This window comes from Ruegeria sp. CDSB117, from assembly GCF_059611005.1.
Genome location: NZ_JBXWOS010000001.1, coordinates 279588 through 297188 on the forward strand (window position 1 = coordinate 279588; position 17601 = coordinate 297188).

At 57.2% G+C, this 17601-nt stretch carries 13 protein-coding genes and 1 tRNA gene; 2 read left to right on the top strand and 12 right to left on the bottom strand.

The features are described 5' to 3' along the window. Positions 1-10 precede the first annotated feature (10 nt). From AC2FJC_RS01405 to AC2FJC_RS01450, 10 genes are all read right to left on the bottom strand, one after another. Entirely contained in the window at positions 11-1900 is a 1890-nt protein-coding gene (locus AC2FJC_RS01405) for an acyl-CoA synthetase (RefSeq protein WP_496738127.1), read from the bottom strand. A gap of 154 nt (positions 1901-2054) precedes the next feature. After that, complete coding sequence (locus AC2FJC_RS01410) at positions 2055-3875, bottom strand: ABC transporter transmembrane domain-containing protein (protein ID WP_496738128.1); 1821 nt, start codon at positions 3873-3875, stop codon at positions 2055-2057. Positions 3876-4139: 264 nt separating this feature from the next. Then, positions 4140-4214 (bottom strand) — tRNA-Gly (locus tag AC2FJC_RS01415). Positions 4215-4547: 333 nt separating this feature from the next. After that, on the bottom strand, positions 4548-5942 hold the full coding sequence (locus AC2FJC_RS01420) for an FGGY-family carbohydrate kinase (RefSeq protein ID WP_496738129.1): 1395 nt from the start codon (positions 5940-5942) through the stop codon (positions 4548-4550). Next, complete coding sequence (gene rhaM, locus AC2FJC_RS01425; protein WP_496738130.1) at positions 5939-6253, bottom strand: L-rhamnose mutarotase; 315 nt, start codon at positions 6251-6253, stop codon at positions 5939-5941. Before rhaM ends, AC2FJC_RS01420 begins: the two co-directional genes overlap by 4 nt. 1 nt (position 6254) lies before the next feature. Further along, positions 6255-7238 (bottom strand): ABC transporter permease, encoded by a 984-nt coding sequence (locus AC2FJC_RS01430; protein ID WP_480717215.1) that lies wholly within the window; start codon positions 7236-7238, stop codon positions 6255-6257. After that, positions 7235-8215 carry an ABC transporter permease gene (locus tag AC2FJC_RS01435; protein ID WP_496738131.1) on the bottom strand — a complete coding sequence of 327 codons (981 nt, stop codon included), beginning with the start codon at positions 8213-8215 and terminating at the stop codon, positions 7235-7237. The genes AC2FJC_RS01430 and AC2FJC_RS01435 overlap by 4 nt, the downstream gene beginning before the upstream one ends. Continuing rightward, a complete protein-coding gene (locus AC2FJC_RS01440) occupies positions 8212-9753 on the bottom strand; it encodes a sugar ABC transporter ATP-binding protein (protein WP_496738132.1) in 1542 nt (513 codons plus the stop codon). Before AC2FJC_RS01440 ends, AC2FJC_RS01435 begins: the two co-directional genes overlap by 4 nt. A 77-nt stretch (positions 9754-9830) precedes the next feature. Then, a complete protein-coding gene (gene rhaS / locus AC2FJC_RS01445; RefSeq protein ID WP_058272419.1) occupies positions 9831-10829 on the bottom strand; it encodes a rhamnose ABC transporter substrate-binding protein in 999 nt (332 codons plus the stop codon). Positions 10830-10878: 49 nt separating this feature from the next. Next, on the bottom strand, positions 10879-11682 hold the full coding sequence (locus AC2FJC_RS01450; protein ID WP_496738133.1) for a DeoR/GlpR family DNA-binding transcription regulator: 804 nt from the start codon (positions 11680-11682) through the stop codon (positions 10879-10881). A 164-nt stretch (positions 11683-11846) separates the two neighbouring features. Between AC2FJC_RS01450 and AC2FJC_RS01455 the strand changes: the two genes are divergently transcribed. Beyond that, a complete protein-coding gene (locus tag AC2FJC_RS01455) occupies positions 11847-13970 on the top strand; it encodes a bifunctional rhamnulose-1-phosphate aldolase/short-chain dehydrogenase (RefSeq protein WP_496738134.1) in 2124 nt (707 codons plus the stop codon). An 11-nt stretch (positions 13971-13981) separates the two neighbouring features. Beyond that, a complete protein-coding gene (locus AC2FJC_RS01460; RefSeq protein WP_496738135.1) occupies positions 13982-15211 on the top strand; it encodes an L-rhamnose isomerase in 1230 nt (409 codons plus the stop codon). A 945-nt stretch (positions 15212-16156) separates the two neighbouring features. Here AC2FJC_RS01460 and AC2FJC_RS01465 read toward each other — a convergent pair. After that, positions 16157-17209, bottom strand: a complete 1053-nt coding sequence (locus AC2FJC_RS01465) for an adenylate/guanylate cyclase domain-containing protein (RefSeq protein ID WP_496738136.1) — start codon at positions 17207-17209, stop codon at positions 16157-16159. Beyond that, on the bottom strand, positions 17206-17595 hold the full coding sequence (locus AC2FJC_RS01470) for a DUF1987 domain-containing protein (RefSeq protein WP_496738137.1): 390 nt from the start codon (positions 17593-17595) through the stop codon (positions 17206-17208). Before AC2FJC_RS01470 ends, AC2FJC_RS01465 begins: the two co-directional genes overlap by 4 nt. Positions 17596-17601: the final 6 nt, after the last annotated feature.

Here is a 17601-nt window from a genome sequence, read left to right on the forward strand (position 1 = left end):
TTCCTCCCGGTCAGGCAGCCCACTCCCACGGCCGGGTGAACGATCCCAGCACTTTGCTGACATCGTCCTCTGCGGAACCCTTCGCGTCAAGCTGCGCAACGAGTCCACGTTTCTTATCGTCGATGACCGAAATGACCCGTGCCTCAAGACCAGCCTCTTCCAACGCGCCGTTATAGATACGCGTGATCGCCTGTTTGCGGAGCTCAGGCTTAAAGACCTTACCGACCGCAGTTTTGGGCAGTTCGTCCAGAATGGTCATGTGCTTGGGTTGTGCCGCGCGTTCATGGACATGCACGTTGCAATACTCCATCAGCTCTTTCTCGGTGACCGAAGCCCCATCAACCAGTTCGACAAACGCGCAAGGCACCTCGCCCGAATAGGCGTCAGGCTGCCCGATGGCACCGGCAAAGGCGACAGCATCGTGCCCCAACAGGGCTTCTTCGATCTCGGCCGGGTCAATGTTGTGACCGCCGCGAATGATCAGGTCCTTGGCACGACCTGTGATCCAAAGGTAGCCATCCCCGTCAAAGCGTCCCAGATCGCCTGTGCGCAGGTATTTGTCGAAGTGGTACAGACCTACGTTCTTGTCCGCCTCGGTATAGGTATTGCCCGCGAAGACCCCTGGGTTCGAGATACAAATCTCACCGATTTCATCTGCGGCGCATTCCTTTGGCCCATCCGGACCATCCTGCAGGATTTTCACATCCGTATAGGGGAACGGAATACCGATCGAGCCGATCTTCTTTTCCCCATCCACTGGGTTGCATGACACCAGACAGGTGGCCTCGGTTAGCCCATAGCCTTCGACGATGGTCACACCGGTCGCTTCTTCGAACCGGCGGAACAGTTCGACGGGCAAAGGTGCTGAACCTGAGAACGCCGTCTTCACGCTTGAGATGTCCGCATCCACGGGTCGCTGCATCTTGGCAGCAATCGCTGTAGGTACGGTGATTATGAACGTTACTTTCCAGCGCTCAATCAATTTCCAGAAATTGTCGAAAACACCGTCGCCGCGATATCCCGCAGGCGTTGGGAAGACCACATGTGCGCCTGACGACACAGCGGCCATCATGATCACGTGCACGGCAAAAACGTGGAACATGGGCAGCGGGCACATGATCACGTCTTCTTCGGAAAACAGCAGCGTGCTCCCAAGCCAGCCGTTATAGATCAGGCCCGAGTATTTGTGCTGCGCCACCTTCGGCATACCGGTCGTGCCGCCGGTGTGGAAATAACAGGCGACGCGATCTTCCTTGCTGTCTTCAAAAGTCAGTGTCGTCGGTTGCTTGGACAGTTCCTTGTTGAAGTTCTTATAGTCCGCATGCGCCAGTTTTTCCTTGTCGCCCATTTTGGGGCGCAGGAAGGGTACCAGCCAGGATTTCGGCGGCGTCAGATAACGGTTGAGGTCAATCTCGAGAATGGTTTTGACGTTGGGTGCATGGCGCACCGCCTCTTCGACCTTTTGCGCCACATCCGTTTTGGGGAAGGACTTCAACGTCACAACCACTTTGGCGCCGGTTTCGCGAAGAATTGCTGCGATCTGCTCGGGCTCAAGTAACGGGTTGATCGGGTTCACGATCCCTGCGACCGCGCCACCCATCAGGGTGACCAGCGTTTCGTTACAGTTGGGCAGCACATAGGCCACCACGTCTTTCTCACCGACGCCCAAAGACCGGAACAGGTTCGCTGCCTGATTGACTTTGCCCAACAGTTGCGACCACGTCAGAGTCTCGGCCTTGTCTGTCGGACCAGACATGAGCTGAAAGCTGACCGCATCACTGTTCGGAAATTTGCCTGCTGTGCGTGACAGCAACTGGTGGAAAGTGACCGGAACATCCCGATCCTCCCACGACATTTCCTGCTCCATTCTCGCCTTGTCTTCCAAACCCACAAAGGCCATGTGACTCCTCCCTGTTTTTCTCCCGCGTCTTGCGCGGTTTTTTCCAAAACAAGATGGAAGCAAAACCCCGCAGGTGCAAGCGACGGGTTAGAGGGGCCACGCCCAAATTTGTAGAATTACGCAGCGGCGTAAAACTGACTTCCCCGACGTCAGGCTATTCTGCCGCAACTCCGTCGGTGAATTGCAGGCGCGCCAGGCGAGCATACAAGCCATCCTGAACGACCAGATCCTCGTGCGTGCCTTGGGCCACGATCTGACCGGCTTCCATCACAACGATCCGATCCGCCTTTTTGACCGTCGCCAGACGGTGGGCCACGATCAGTGTGGTGCGCCCGGCGCGCATCTGGTCAACCGCGCCCTGAACCGCGCGTTCGCTTTCGGCATCCAAGGCCGAAGTCGCCTCGTCCAGCAGCAGAACCGGAGCATCACGCAAGATGGCGCGGGCAATCGCTATGCGTTGTTTCTGACCGCCCGACAGCATTACGCCGCGTTCCCCGACAAAGCTGTCATAGCCTTCGGGTAGTTTCGAGATGAACTCATGTGCCGCAGCTGCACGCGCGGCGGCCTCAACCTCGGCATCCGAGGCGTTCAGACGCCCGAACCGAATATTCTCGCGGGCCGAGGCTGCAAAGATGATCGGGTCCTGGGGCACCAATGCCATGTGCTGCCGGAAATCGGATCGGTCGAGGTCACGCAGGTCAACGCCGTCCAGACTGACATGACCTGCATCCGGGTCGTAGAACCGCTGGATCATTTGAATCACTGTGGTTTTGCCTGCACCCGATGGACCAACGAAAGCCACGGTTTCACCCGGTTGGATCGACAGGGTCAGATGGTCCAGGGCCACAACATCCGGACGGGCCGGATAGTGGAAGATCACATCCTCAAAACGGATCTCGCCCCGAACAGGAGTAGGCAGTGATGCTGCCTTGTCCGGATCAATCACGGTATCCTGCGCATTCAGCAATTCCACCAGGCGCTCGGTCGCGCCGGCTGCACGTTGCAGCTCGCTCCAAATCTCAGAGAGGGCGGCGACAGAGCCGGCCATGATGATTGAATAGATCACGAACTGGATCAGAACACCTTCGGTCATCACGCCGTTGCGAACGTCGTTTGCCCCCATCCACAACACGCCGACGATGCCCGAAAATACAAGGAAGATAACGATTACCGTCATCACGGCGCGCGTCTGAATACGCCGAAGAGAAACCGCATAAGAGGTTTCGGTCATATCACCAAACTGCCTCCGGCTGGCTTTTTCATGCGTAAATGCCTGAACGGTTTGCACCGCGCTCAGTGCCTCGCCTGCGTTACCCGACGAGGCCGCGATCCAGTCCTGATTTTCGCGGCTGAGGACCCGCAAACGACGCCCCAAAACGAGTATCGGCACCACCACCACCGGGATCAGCAAAAGCACCATTCCCGTTAGCTTGGCCGAGGTCAGCAGCATCAGAACCAAACCACCCGCGAACAAAAGCATATTGCGCAAGGCAATGGATACGGACGATCCCAGCACGGACTGAATCAGGGTCGTGTCCGTCGTGATACGGCTGAGAACCTCTCCGGTCATGACCCGTTCGTAAAACTCGGGACTCATCCCAATAACGCGGTTAAACACGGCCTTGCGGATATCGGCCACAACGCGCTCACCCAACCGGGTCACCAACGCATACCGGATGCCAGTTCCCACCGCCAAAATCGCGGCAATGCCCAGTGCCGCCAGAAAGTACCAATCCAGCAACTCGCCATCCTCAATTCGGAAATTGTCGACTACTCGGCGTACCGCAAGTGGCAGGGTTAGCGTCATGCTGGCTGTCAACACCAGTGCCAGAACCGCACCCGTCATCAGGGCCCGATACGGCTTCATAAATGGCCAAAGAGACGACAGAACGCCTATCTTCCGCGATCCAGCACGCTCTTCCGTGGCACCGGGTGCAGGTTTGCCCTTAGGCGTGGCTGAGGCAGAGTTTGCCATAATTGGCCCTTACGTCTTTTTCGCACTTAAGTGTTCGCTTCTTGGCGGCCACGGCAAGCCGGGTCAAGAACCACAATATATGACCCCACATAAAAGGGCCATTTGACGCAGAATTTAAAGGCTGATTTGGAGCGGGCGGCGGGAATCGAACCCGCTTCATCAGCTTGGAAGGCAAGCATCTTAATCACTGCTTTAACAACTATTTCAATGCACTATTAGAATAAATATAGTCGTTTTGCAGGTTATATGTCGGAGAAAAATTCTTGGAGCGGGCGGCGGGAATCGAACCCGCTTCATCAGCTTGGAAGGCTGAGGTAATAGCCAGTATACGACGCCCGCTCAGCTCGAGCGGGTCTATTTCATCCCGAATTTGCGGTCAATAGAGGATTTGTTTTTTTTCAGACAACTGATCTTTGTTGAACAAAAAATCTGCAGCTGAATCGCAGGCAAGTTATGGAGTTTGGCCAAAAAGTAAGCTGTCAATTTTTTAATAGAACCAACGGAACAATCAAAGTGTCCCTGTTCCCATCGGAACTGTTCGAATGTCCCCATTGCGTACAGAACGGGCATTCGTCTTATTGGCGGCAAGGACTGCACTGAGCCCATTCCGTTCAGTTTCACGCTGGTCCCCAATGTCTGCTATCGGAGTTCCGTGCAGGTTTTTAGGGTATCCTATGGGCGTGATTCCAGGCCTGCTTTTGCGGCTCTGTGCCAACTGTTCGCGTAACGTTGGTAGCTCACGTCGGTCTTGTGAAAATAGGTTTCGACGTCGAAGGCCGCGCGCTCGGGGAGTGCGCCTATTGCCAAGAGGGCGGCTCCCTGGCTCGTCCCTGTTGCGGTGACGGTCGCGTCGACCCTGCAGTTTGTCGCCGCGGCGAGCATACTGACGAAGCCTTTGTTCCTGGCAAATGGACCTTCGACGATAATGGGGCCCTTGTGTCCGGTCAGCGACAGGCATTCCGCGGTCATCAATCCGAGGTAAAAACTCACCGCCGCTGCGCGTTCCTGGGTTCCGGGCAAAGGCTCTGACCCCATCCAGCTGTGTTTTTGCCCCTGAAACGGTCCGCTGTCCGGGACCATTGCGGGCAAGAGCATGGGGCCGTCTTTCGCGACCAGGTCAAGGAATTCCTCTGCACATTGAGTGGTTTGACCGTTCATCGCCAACTCGAACTCGCGTCCCCCCATGAAACGGGCGGAGGGTGCCGGGGCACCCAGTGCGTTGACGTTAAGAAGCGTGTCACGCGAAGGTTCCAGAGTTACTTCTTCGCCGCCGATGGTCATGGCAATGACCCATGTCCCGGTCGAAACGACGGAAAACGGCCCGGTTCGGGTCAGTACATGAGGCAAAAGCGATGCGTTTGAATCGTGGATGCCGCAGTGCACCGGCGTGTCAAAGCGCAGGCCGGTTTGCGATGCGACCTGCGGCAACACGGGTCCGAGAACCTCCGCAGATTTGCGCGCGGGCGCCATTTTTTCAGATATGCCCAACCGTTCGACCAACGAAGAATAGAGCGCCTTGGACGGTTTCCACAGATCCGTGTGACAACCAAGGGACGACACGTCGCTAGCCGGCACTCCTGTCAGGCGATGTCCCCAGTATTGCGGATAGGTAACAATGGCGGCGGTGCGTTCGCGAAGCGCGGGGTCCTGCTCAAATTGCCAATGCAACTGCGCACCCAGGTTCAGACCCATCGGCAACCTTGGCGATCCGGTTTCCTCAAAGGGCGGGCGGATGGCGTCGTACGCCGCGGCCAGATCATCAGGGCCTGTGTGCTCATAGTCGAGGATCGGGGCAGCAAGCGCGCCGTCTGGCGCGATCAGGGCACAAGACGCCCCGTGGGTCGTGATGGAAATGGCATCTACGCCATGCGCCTTCTGAAACTGCTCCAACCCGTCCAGAACGAAGCGCCAGATAGCCTCAACATCGAAGTGCGGATAGGGTGGAATGGCGAGAACCATGTTAGGCCGGGTCAGCACCTCCACTTCGGACATGTCAGTCGCATCGACCAGCGCAAGCTTGGCGTTGGTCTTGCCGATGTCGATGACGGCGACGTGCCGGGGGGTCATGGCATGTAGAAGACGGGCGTCAGCGGCACCGCCACGGGTTCGTTGTCGGGATTGGTTTCCATGATGTCCGCCATATGCGCCCACCATCGCTGCATGATCTCGTGGCGGGGCAAGGCATCCATTTTGTGGTCGTCGGTGCGCCAGAGGACGCCAAAAAGAATGTTCGTTTCTTCGTCCAAATGGATCGAATAGTCAGACACGCCCGCGTCTTTCAGCAGCGTGGCAAGCTCTGGCCAGACCTCATCGTGGCGCTTTTCGTATTCATCCCTGCAGCCCGGCTTGAGCTTCATCTTGAAGGCGTATTTTTCCATGTCAGCCCCTCCACATCGACCAGAGCCGGGGCAGCGCGATGACCGAGATCAGCAACGCCCCGATAACAATCGACATCACGATACCGGGCACGTTCAGCAAGCCAAGTCCGAATGTCACAAGCCCCATGACAAAGGCCGCGATCACAACGCCGAGGATGGAGCCGGAGCCGCCGAGGATGTTGACCCCGCCAAGGACGACCATGGTCACGATCTCAAGTTCCCACCCGAAGGCGATGGAGGGTCGGGTCGAGCCGAGGCGGGATGTCAGGCAGACGGCGGCGACCCCGGACATCAGGCCCGTCAGCAGGAACAGGGTGAACTTCACCCGGCCCACCCGAATGCCCGAAAACAGCGCCCCGGTGGCATTGTTTCCGATTGCATAGACCGCGCGGCCGAAATTGGTCATGTGCAGGATGACCGCGTAGATCACCGCAATGATGGCGAAGAGGACGAATTCGAAGGAAATCACCCACCAGACATAGCCCTGCCCGAAGAAGGCGAAATCGGCTGGATAGCCCTTGTAGACCTGATCGCCCAACACGATGAAACTGATCCCGCGGAAAAGGCTCATCGTGCCGATGGTGACGACGATGGATGGCAGACCAAGGCCGGTGACGAGGAAACCGTTTACCGCGCCACAGGCCAGACCGACGGCCAGACCGATCAGGACCAGCCCCTCTGTCCCGACACCCGCCTGCACGGCGGCGCCCATGGCGGTCGAAGCCAGTGCGATGATCGCGGCGACGCTGAGGTCGATTTCACCAGAGATGATAAGCAGGGCCATGGCAAAGGCAATCATCGCCTTTTCGGTGAAGTTGAAGGTCGCGTCGGAGAGGTTCCAGGCATTCAGGAAATAGGGTGAGGCGAAGCTGTTGGCGATGAAGATGCCGATTGCGACCAGCATCAGTAGGCTTTCCCAGCTTTTCAGGTTCCGCTCCAGCGGCGAGCGCAGGCGATCGGGGATCGCGCGTGTCGTCGTGGTCATGTCGCGTGCTCCGCGCGTTTGAGGATTATGCGGCCCTTCGTCCGGTTGGCCTGGGCATTCAGAACAACTGCGACGATGATCGCGCCGCCCGAGATGGCCATCTGCCAGAAGGGAGAGATGTTCACGACCGGCAGGGCATTGGCAATGATGCCGAGGAACAGCGCGCCCAGCAGCGCGCCGGGGACCGAACCGATGCCACCCATGATCGACACGCCGCCAATTACGCAGGCCGCCACGACGGTCAATTCAAACCCCCCGGCAACATCGACATAAGCAACCGCGAAGCGAGAGACCCAGAGGTAGCCGGTCAGACCGGCCAGCGCGCCAGAGATCGTGAAGGCCCAGAACTGGGTCCGGCCCACATTGATCCCGGCATAGGTCGCCGCATGGGGGTTGCCCCCGGCAGCGTAGAAGGCGCGGCCCAGGGTGGTGCGGGTCATGACGATGGTGAAAAGGATCACCGCCGCGATGGCAAACCAGCTTAGCACCGGAAGGCCAAGAAGCTCGGTGCGCGGGAATGCCTTGAAAGTGTCGCTCATCTCGTGGCTGTTGACCCATTTGCCCTCGGTCAGAAGGAAGATGGTCCCCCGGAAGATGGTCATGGTGCCAAGCGTCACTACGATAGGCGGGATGTCCAATTTCCACACCATGATACCGTTAAACATTCCAAGGCACGCCCCGAACCCGGTGGCCACGACCAGCGTTACGATAATCGGCAGACCTGGTGCCGAGATATTGATCAGGGACACGACCATGCCGGTCAGCGCGAGGTTGGCGGCGACCGAGAGGTCGATGCACTTTGTCAAGATCACGATCATCTGGCCGATGGCTAGCAGGATAAGCGGCGAGGTGTCGTTGAAGACGGCAGCCAGGTTCGACAGCGTTATGAACGCCGGGAAGCGGCTTGAGATGATGCCAAGCACCAATGCGATGGCGACCAGCAGCAAAAGTTCGCGGGAGGCGAGAATACGTTTCATTGCTCGGCCTCCCTGATCCCTGCGGCGTGGCTGACAAGCGTTTCGGGCGTGATCTGGTCGCGGGCCAGTTCCGCCACGATGCGCCCCTCGCGCATGACGATCACTCGATCCGACATGCCCACGATCTCGGGGATTTCGGAACTGACCATGATGACGGCGAGCCCTTGCGCGGCAAGCTCCGCCATGAATTCATGCACGGCGGCCTTAGACCCGATGTCGATGCCCTTGGTGGGTTCGTCCAGGATGATGACCTTGGGCTGGGTGGCGAGCCATTTGGCGATCACGACCTTCTGCTGGTTGCCGCCCGACAGGTTGCCGACATCGGTGTCCAGCGAAGCGGCGCGCAGGTCGAGACGTTCGGTATATTCCCGCGCCAGCTTGAATTCCTCGGCCAGCCTGATGAACCCCTTGCGCGAGGTGCGAGCGAGTGACGGCAGCGTCACGTTCTGAAAAATCGGCAGCGCGCTGATTGTGCCTTGCTTGCCCCGGTCCTCCGGGACATAGACGATGCCACTTGCGACCGCGTCGGCGGGCGATGCAATCGAAACCGGTGCCCCGTCGATCCTCAAGGTTCCGCCCGAGAGGCGGGTGATCCCTAAAAGGGCCTGCATGAATTCGGACCGACCTGCGCCGACCAGCCCATAGAACCCGAGGATTTCGCCGCGCCTGAGCGTGAAACCGATATCCGCGAATTCGGTCGGGTGGTCGTACCCTGCGACTTCGAGGATATCGTGGCCGACGTTGTGGTCGCGTTCGGGGAAAATCTGGCTGACGTCGCGGCCTACCATAAGCTTGACCAGTTCCGGCTCGCTGACATCTACAATCGCCCCTTCGCCGACCATCTGGCCGTCACGATAGACGGTGTAGAAATCGGCGATGCGGAAGATCTCGTCAAACTTGTGGCTAATGAAGAGGATCGCCTTGCCTTGCGCCTTCAGGCTTTCAACGAGTTCGTAAAGCTCTTCGATTTCTTTCTGACTGAGGGCTGCGGTCGGTTCGTCCATGATCACAACGCGCGCGTCGATGGACAGCGCCCGGGAAATGGCAACCAGGTGCTTGTTCGCGGTTCCAAGGTCCTTGAGCGTCGCGCCCGGATCAATCTTGGCCCCGATTCCATCCAGAATCTCGCGCGCACGGGTCGCCATGGCAGTTTTGTCGATCAGGCCAAATCGCCCCTTTGGCGCATGGCCGAGAAAAATGTTTTCCGCCACCGTCAGTTCGTCGAAAAGGACGGTTTCCTGATGGATGGCGGTCACGCCAGCAGTTTCGGCGGATTGCGGTGTCGGGAAACTGAGAGCCTCGCCATCGATCCGGATGTCACCCTCGTCGGGTTGATAAATGCCCGTCAGAACCTTCACCATGGTAGACTTGCCAGCACCGTTTTCGCCCACCAATGCCGTGACCTTGCCCGGGTAGAGGTTTAGCGAAACATCTGAAAGGGCCCGCACGCCGGGAAATGTCTTGGTCACGCCGGACAGGCTCAGAAGCGGTGTAGGGGCGGCGGCGTTCGACACGTCTGGTCTCAATTCCAACTGCATGGACGGTGTTTCTGGATGTGGGAAGAGTGGGGTGTCGGGGCGTGGGTCATCGCACACGCCCAGACACGTCGTTCAGATTAGAAGATCGACTTGAACTGTTCGATGTTCGAGCTGTCGTAGGTGAACGGATCAGCCATGGCTGCCGAGCCGGTGTCATCCAGCGTCACCGAGCCCATGCGGCCCATCGGGATTTCGGCACCGGCACCGGTTTCAGCACCGTTGGCGATTGCGTGCGCAAGCATGGTGGCCGAGTAGCCAAGGTCAATCGGGTTCCAGATTGCGAAGCTCTTGGTTGCACCGCTATCAACACAGCCTGCCATCTCGGACGGGAGGCCCAGACCGGTCACGTTGATCTCACCGATCTTGCCCGCGTCGGTCACCGCCTGGCAGGACGCCAGGATGCCAACGGTCGTTGGCGCGATGATCGCCTTCAGGTTAGGGTAGGATGCCATGAGGCCCTGTGCTTCTCGGTAGGATTTGTCGCTGAGGTCGTCGCCATAGACGGTGGCCACCAGATCTACGCCGTCATAGTTCGGAAGAACCTCTTTCGCGGCCTCGATCCAGGCGTTCTGGTTGGTTGCCGTGGCCGACGCCGACAGGATCGCGACTTCACCACCATCCGGCATGTGATCCGCGGCAAGCTTGATGATCGTATTGCCGATCAGCGGGGTCGAGGATGGGTTCAGGTGCATTTGGCGTCCGCCTTCAGCCACACCCGAGTCCCAGGAAATCACGGTGATACCGCGGTCCATCGCGCGTTTCAGCGCTGGCACAAGTGCATCGGGGTCGTTTGCCGAAATCGCGATGGCGTCGACACCCTGCGCGATCAGGGAGTTGATGACCTCGATCTGACCTTCCGCAGTGGTGTCGGTCGGGCCGGTGTAGATGATCTCGACATTGCCAAGCTCTCCGGCAGCCTCTTCAGCGCCTTCGGCGGCCGCTTCAAAGAAGCCGATCCCAAGCGCTTTTACGACCAGAGCGATGCGCATGTTGTCCTGCGCCATCGCCGTGGTGCCAAACATACCGGCAGCAAGGCTCATCCCTGCGACAAGTGATGTGAAAGTACGACGCTTCATGATAGTTCCTCCCAGAAAGTCATGTTTGGGTCTCGGGTTTCGGAGGCGGTCAAGAGGCCACCTCGTTTTCTTGAACGCTGCCCGACTGGGCAACGATCAGATTCACATCGGCAGCCTCAAGCATGGCCGCCGCCTTGTCAGGAATTCCTTCGTCGGTGATCACGGTCGTGATCCGGTCCAACTGGCAAAGCACCAGGCTGGAGCGCTGCGCGAATTTCGAACTGTCGACCAGAACGATAAGCTCATCCGCCTGTCCGATCAGTTTCTGTTCTGCCTGGATCAAAAGCGGATCGGCCTCCATCAGGCCGATGGGGCCCAGCCCCTGCGCCCCCATGAACATGCGCTTTGCATAGAAGTTGCGGGTCACGTCGTTGTCAAATGGCGACAGGATTATGTTCTGTTCCCGGTAGATCGCGCCGCCTGACAACATGATCGTGTTCTTCGAATGCTTCAGCAGGTGCTCGGCAATCGGGAACGAATTGGTAAAGACCTGCATCCTGCGATTGGCCAGCGGATGCACCATCTGAAAGGTCGTTGTGCCCCCGTTGATTATGATGCTGTCACCTTCGCTACACAACTCAACCGCCGCGCGCGCAATCGCCTGCTTCGCTGCGATATTCATGGTTTCGTTGACGACGAACGGACGGCCCGCCAGCCCGGCGAACTGCGGTGGCGTTATCGCCTCAGCGCCGCCTCTGATACGGCGTACCTTCTGTTTCATGTGAAGTGTTGAAATGTCGCGCCGGATGGTGGCTTCGGACACGCCGGTCAAGGTGCACAGGTCCCCAACCGTCACGACGGGGCGATCCTGCACCGCAGAAATGATGATCCTATGGCGTTCTTTTTCGTGCAAAGTCACCTCCCATTCACTCCACGCTGCGCAGATTCGTCGCAGCTGTCAATCATTTTCGATCACTTTCAATCATTCTGCATTGCAGAATGACTGTTTGTGATTGTTTTTGATTGACATAACGATGCACAATACTAAGCCTAAATGCGATGGTGCAGTACCGACCGATGCATCGTGAGGAGGGCAGAACTTTGAAATCCATCGAAAATCAGCTTCTTGAGAACCGCTGGGATGACGCTGTGGCAGGTGGTATGTCCGAATCGGAACTGCTTCTCTATCGCTCCAACACGCTGGGATCGGATAAGCGCGTCACAAACTATGGCGGTGGCAATACCTCTGCGAAGGCCATGGAAACCGACCCACTGTCCGGCAAAGAGGTCGAGGTGCTCTGGGTCAAGGGTTCCGGCGGTGACATCGGGTCCATGAAACTTGACGGCTTCTCCACGCTATACATGGACAAGCTGAACGCGCTGAAGGGGCTTTATCGCGGGGTCGAGTTTGAAGATGAAATGGTCGGCTATCTGCCCCACTGCACCTTCAAACTGAACCCGCGCGTGGCTTCAATTGACACGCCCTTGCACGCCTATGTGCCGCGCAAACATGTCGATCACGTCCACGCCGACGCGATTATTGCGATCGCAGCGTCGAAGAATTCGAAGGAGCTGACCCAGGAAATTTTCGGTGACCGGATCGGTTGGCTGCCGTGGAAACGGCCGGGGTATGAACTGGGCCTGTGGCTTGAAAAGTTCTGCCTGGAAAACCCGGGTGCCGACGGCGTTGTCCTTGAAAGTCACGGATTGTTCACATGGGCTGACACGGCGAAAGACTGCTATGACTGCACCATCGACGTGATCAACGTCGCGACCAAGTGGTTGACCGAAAAGACCGCTGATGCTCCGGCCTTTGGCGGAGCGGTCCACGAGAGCCTCGCCCCGGAAAGCAGGCGGGCCGTTGCCGCCCGGCTGATGCCCGCGATCCGTGGCTTTGTGAGTGGCAACCAGCACATGGTCGGGCATTTCAACGACAGCGACTCGGTGCTTGAGTTCGTGAATTCTAAGGACATGGAGGCGCTGGCGGCCCTTGGTACGTCCTGCCCCGACCATTTCCTGCGCACTAAGATCCGCCCTTTGGTCGTCGGCTTCGACCCGGCCCAGAACAACATCGACGCAGTGCTTGAAGGCCTGCCCGCGCAAGTCGCGGCCTATCGTGAGGACTACACGGCCTACTACAACCGTTGCAAACACGATAACTCGCCTGCGCTTAGGGACCCCAACGCGGTTGTCTACCTGATCCCCGGGGTCGGCATGATCACTTTTGCCAAGGACAAGGGCACGGCCCGCATTTCCGGCGAATTCTACGTCAACGCGATCAATGTTATGCGCGGGGCACGTGCCGTCAGCGAATACTGCGGCCTGCCAGAGCAGGAAGCTTTTGACATTGAATACTGGCTGTTGGAAGAAGCCAAGTTGCAGCGCATGCCGAAACCAAAATCGCTGGCTGGTCGCGTCGCTCTGGTCACCGGCGGCGCCGGTGGCATAGGGTCGGCAACGGCAGAACGTTGCCTGTCCGAGGGCGCCTGTGTCATGCTGGCTGACATCAATCCCGAAAGCCTCACCGCGACGGAAGGGGTCCTGACTCAGCAGTTCGGCAAGGACGTCGTGTGCACCGTCCTGATGGACGTCACGGATGAAAATGCCGTGGCCCACGCGTTGGCTGAAACATCCGTCGAATTTGGCGGCATCGACATCCTTGTCTCGAACGCCGGGATCGCATCCTCTGCCCCGATTGAGGAAACATCCCTCGACCTTTGGAACAAGAACATGGACATCTTGTCCACGGGGTATTTCCTCGTCAGCCGAGAAACTTTCAAGATCATGCGGGTGCAGGCCATAGGCGGATCTATCGTTTTCGTGGCCTCGAAAAACGGGCTTGCCGCCTCGCCCAATGCCTCGGCCTATTGCACGGCGAAGGCCTCGGAAATCCACTTGGCCCGTTGCCTTGCGCTGGAAGGTGCTGAGGTCGGGATCAGGGTCAACGTTGTGAACCCGGATGCGGTGTTGCGGGGTTCCAAGATCTGGGAGGGCGATTGGCTGGATCAGCGGGCTTCGACCTACGGCACGGATAAGGAGGGGCTGGAAGAGATGTACCGCAACCGATCCATGCTGAAACGCTCAGTCCTGCCGGAAGATATCGCCGAGGCCTGTTATTTCTTCGCCGCCGAGACGTCGGCCAAATCCACGGGTAACATTCTGAACGTTGATGCGGGCAACGTTCAGGCCTTCACGCGATAGGGAGACGGTCCATGAGCTATGAGAGCGCCAAAGCGCAATTCGCTGACTGGGGCGTCGACACTGATGCTGCGATCAAGGCTCTGAAGGACATCCCGATTTCCGTTCACTGTTGGCAAGGCGATGACGTGGTGGGGTTCGAAAACCAGACCGCCACCTCGGGCGGGGGCATTCAGGCAACCGGAAACCATCCGGGCCGGGCCCGCAACCCCGACGAACTGCGGGCGGATCTTGAGTTTGCCTATGCAAATATCCCCGGGTCACATCGGTTGAACCTGCACGCGATGTACATGGACACAGACGATACCCCGGACCGGGATGAGATCGAGTACCGCCATTTCACGCCATGGGTCGACTGGGCCAATGGCATCGGCATCGGGCTGGATTTCAACCCGACTTTCTTTGCCCATCAAAAGGCCGACGACAACCTGACGTTGGCGCACCCCGACAAGGGCATCAGGGACTTTTGGATCGAACATGGAAAACGCACGCGGGACATCGCGGCGCAGATGGGAGCCGCGCTTGGTTCACCCTGCATCAACAACATTTGGGTTCCGGATGGGTTCAAGGACCTTCCTATCGACCGTATGGCGGCAAGGGCACGGCTTGAGGCCTCGCTCGACACCATGCTGGCCGAGGCGAAATCGGATATGTTGGATGCGGTCGAATCCAAGCTTTTCGGCATCGGGGTCGAGGCCTGCACGGTGGGCAGCCATGAGTTCTACATGGGCTATGCGATCCGCAACAAGACACTGCTGTGCCTCGACATGGGGCACTTCCACCCGACCGAGAATATCGCCGACAAACTGAGCGCCGTGGCCCTGTCTCTGGATGAGCTTCTGCTGCACGTGTCGCGCCCTATGCGTTGGGATAGCGACCATGTGATCATGCTGAACGATGACATCCTGGCGATGGCGCATGAACTGGTCAGCGGCGACCTGTTGGGCAAGACCCATATCGGGCTTGATTTCTTCGACGCCACGATCAGTCGCACGGCCGCTTGGGTGATCGGCACGCGCAACATGCAAAAGGCGCTTCTGCAGGCGCTTCTGAAGCCCTGGGATCGCTTGCGAGCAGCGGAGGACGCGCTGGATTTCACAAGCCGGTTTGTTGTGACAGAGGAACTGAAAGACCTACCCTACGGAGCGGTGTGGTCTGAATTTTGCACCAGAAACGGCGCGCCTACAGGTACTGAGCTGATCACTGAGCTTGACGCTTATCAAGCCACTGTAGCGAGTCGCTGAGGTACGGCCCAATTTGCGGAAAGTCTCCGTCTGGACAATCTATGTTGGAACGAACGCCAAGATTGCATTCGAAAGAAAGCGGTCGTCGCGCCGGTGACCATTGAGCGGCCGCATTGTCCGCAAGGCGGACATTCAGCGGAATTAACCGAATGTCTGCTTCGAGCCCGGCCCGGTCATCGGTTTGGAAGTCTCGCTTGATGGCGCAGCAAATGACCGATTTCAGCCTGAGAAGATCAATTCCTGATACGCGACTAATGCACTAGCACAACCAAAAAGGGGGCACGTGATTGAAAAAAAGCCGGCGCAAACGCGCCGGCCAGTCCAACAGGGAGAAGGCAGAGTTGACCTCTGCATTGTGCAGTTCACCACAGGGATTTGGCGTTAGTTGGACCCCATTTTGGATTATTGTGCGGTTGTGGCTTCTTTGCCGACACATCAAAAAACTAATCTTCAAACGGTTGCAGCTCTGTCCGCAAGCCGGTCGTAGCCACGATCTAGGAGAGCGACCGTTTTTAGTGAGAGCGGTTGTTCCTGTTTGAAACTCCGAGTTTTCGGGGGTGAACGTCCGCTCAAATCCGCTAATCGGTCATCTGAGTAAATCCGTCAGGTGACTGCGTTGAGCCCAAGGTTCCGAATGCGGCAACCAGCACCAATGTCGGCAATGCGCAGAAAGCGGGCTTTGCAAAGTTTGGCGAACAGCTCTCTTCTGAATTCAAGGGTAGGTCTTTATTCTGCGGTCGCAGATCGCATTGCAGCCGTCCGCTGCAAGAGCAATCTTTTGGGTTGGGTGAGCTCACAGTCCGCGGGCGAAGCTACCTTTGAGGCAGGTTACATCTAATTCAGATGTATGAACAAAACTGACCTTGTCCACAGCATGGAACAATTCTTGAGTATTCGTGGGAATTTTCTGAGACACGTTCAAACACTGGCTGCGAGACCTCAGTGTTAGTTTTTGCGGAGTGATGCAAGAGCCGTTTTAAGTATCTCTAAGCTTGCGGCGCGTTCTTCTGGTGTCATCGAGCTCGGGTCCAACACCATTTGAAAATTCGGGTTTTCATATACTACTTTTTCTGCGCGCGGTCTCGATTTCTTTTGACCCAAGACACGGTATGTCATGACAGGTTGAGCCACGCCTTTGACTTGGATAGCTCCAACTTCTTCGGTCTCTATTTCGTGGTTCACGTGAGCCCAGGTTTCGTACGAGATGTAAATCTCTCCTTCCTCGGCCTGATGCTCCAACCTTGATGCCACGTTCACAGCGCCGCCGATAATGGTGTAATCCATTCGGTCGTCACTTCCAAAATTGCCAACCGTACAAAAGCCTGTATTGATACCTATACGGCATTGTAAATGTTGCCTTATTCCATGACGGCTCCATTTTGCCCGCAACTCTGTCAACTTGTCTCGCATTGCAATTGCCATTCTCACGCATGTCAAAGCATCTTCCCGCACCCCTTTAGTCTCCGGGTCTCCAAAGAAAACAAGGATTGCGTCGCCGATAAACTTATCTATCGTCGCACCGTGTTTCAGGGCGACTTCCGCCATTTCAGTCAGGTAGCTGTTCAGGAGTTCTGTTAAATCTTCCGACTCCATCTGATCCGTAAGCTCTGTGAAGCCGGCGACGTCCGAGAAAAACACTGTCAGCTTTTTTCGCTTACTCGCGAGTTTAACTTCTTGGCGACCGGAAAAGATCGAGTTGTAGACTTGAGGCGATAAGTATTTGGCAAGCTTTCCTGACAATGCCTCAAGCTCTTGGTTTTTCTGGGTAACTTCTTCGGCGGCGATGCGCTGTTTTTCGGCTAATGCATTCAGTTCCCGCTCGTTGCGATCACTCAATCGCATCATGCGCCGCGTGGTTCTGAGCAGCTTTCTGTATTCTCCTACAAGGTTTTCAATTGACTTGCGCGTTTCATCATTCGGAAATTGTCCACTGTTTAAAGCTGCTTCCGCGACTTCCAAAGCCTCATTCTCGCGAACAAAGAGATCGTCGATAGTCATCGATCCAACAACTTTTCCAGTGTGAATTTGGCATGTTTCAAGTCTTCCCCAAACTCCTCCCCAAGTTCTTCCATGGTCGCGTCTTCGGGGTCGTGAAACCAATAGACGTCAACGCTTTTCCCCGCCTCAGCAGCGGAATCCAAAAGCTCCATGATCATCATGATGGCCTTGGCGCTGGACGAATTGAAATAGATGAGTTCAAATTCAAAACGACATTTGGATATTGAGCCATCCGCCAACCAACTTTTCAAAGCATCAAACAACGGGTTGTAGAAGGTCGTAACATCCTCAGGATAGGATTCCCCAATCAGTTTGAGGTGGCCAACGTCAAAATCGAACGCGACGGCCGGAGTGCGGTTTGTTGCCGGGATATCAATATTTTGCATTCGTAC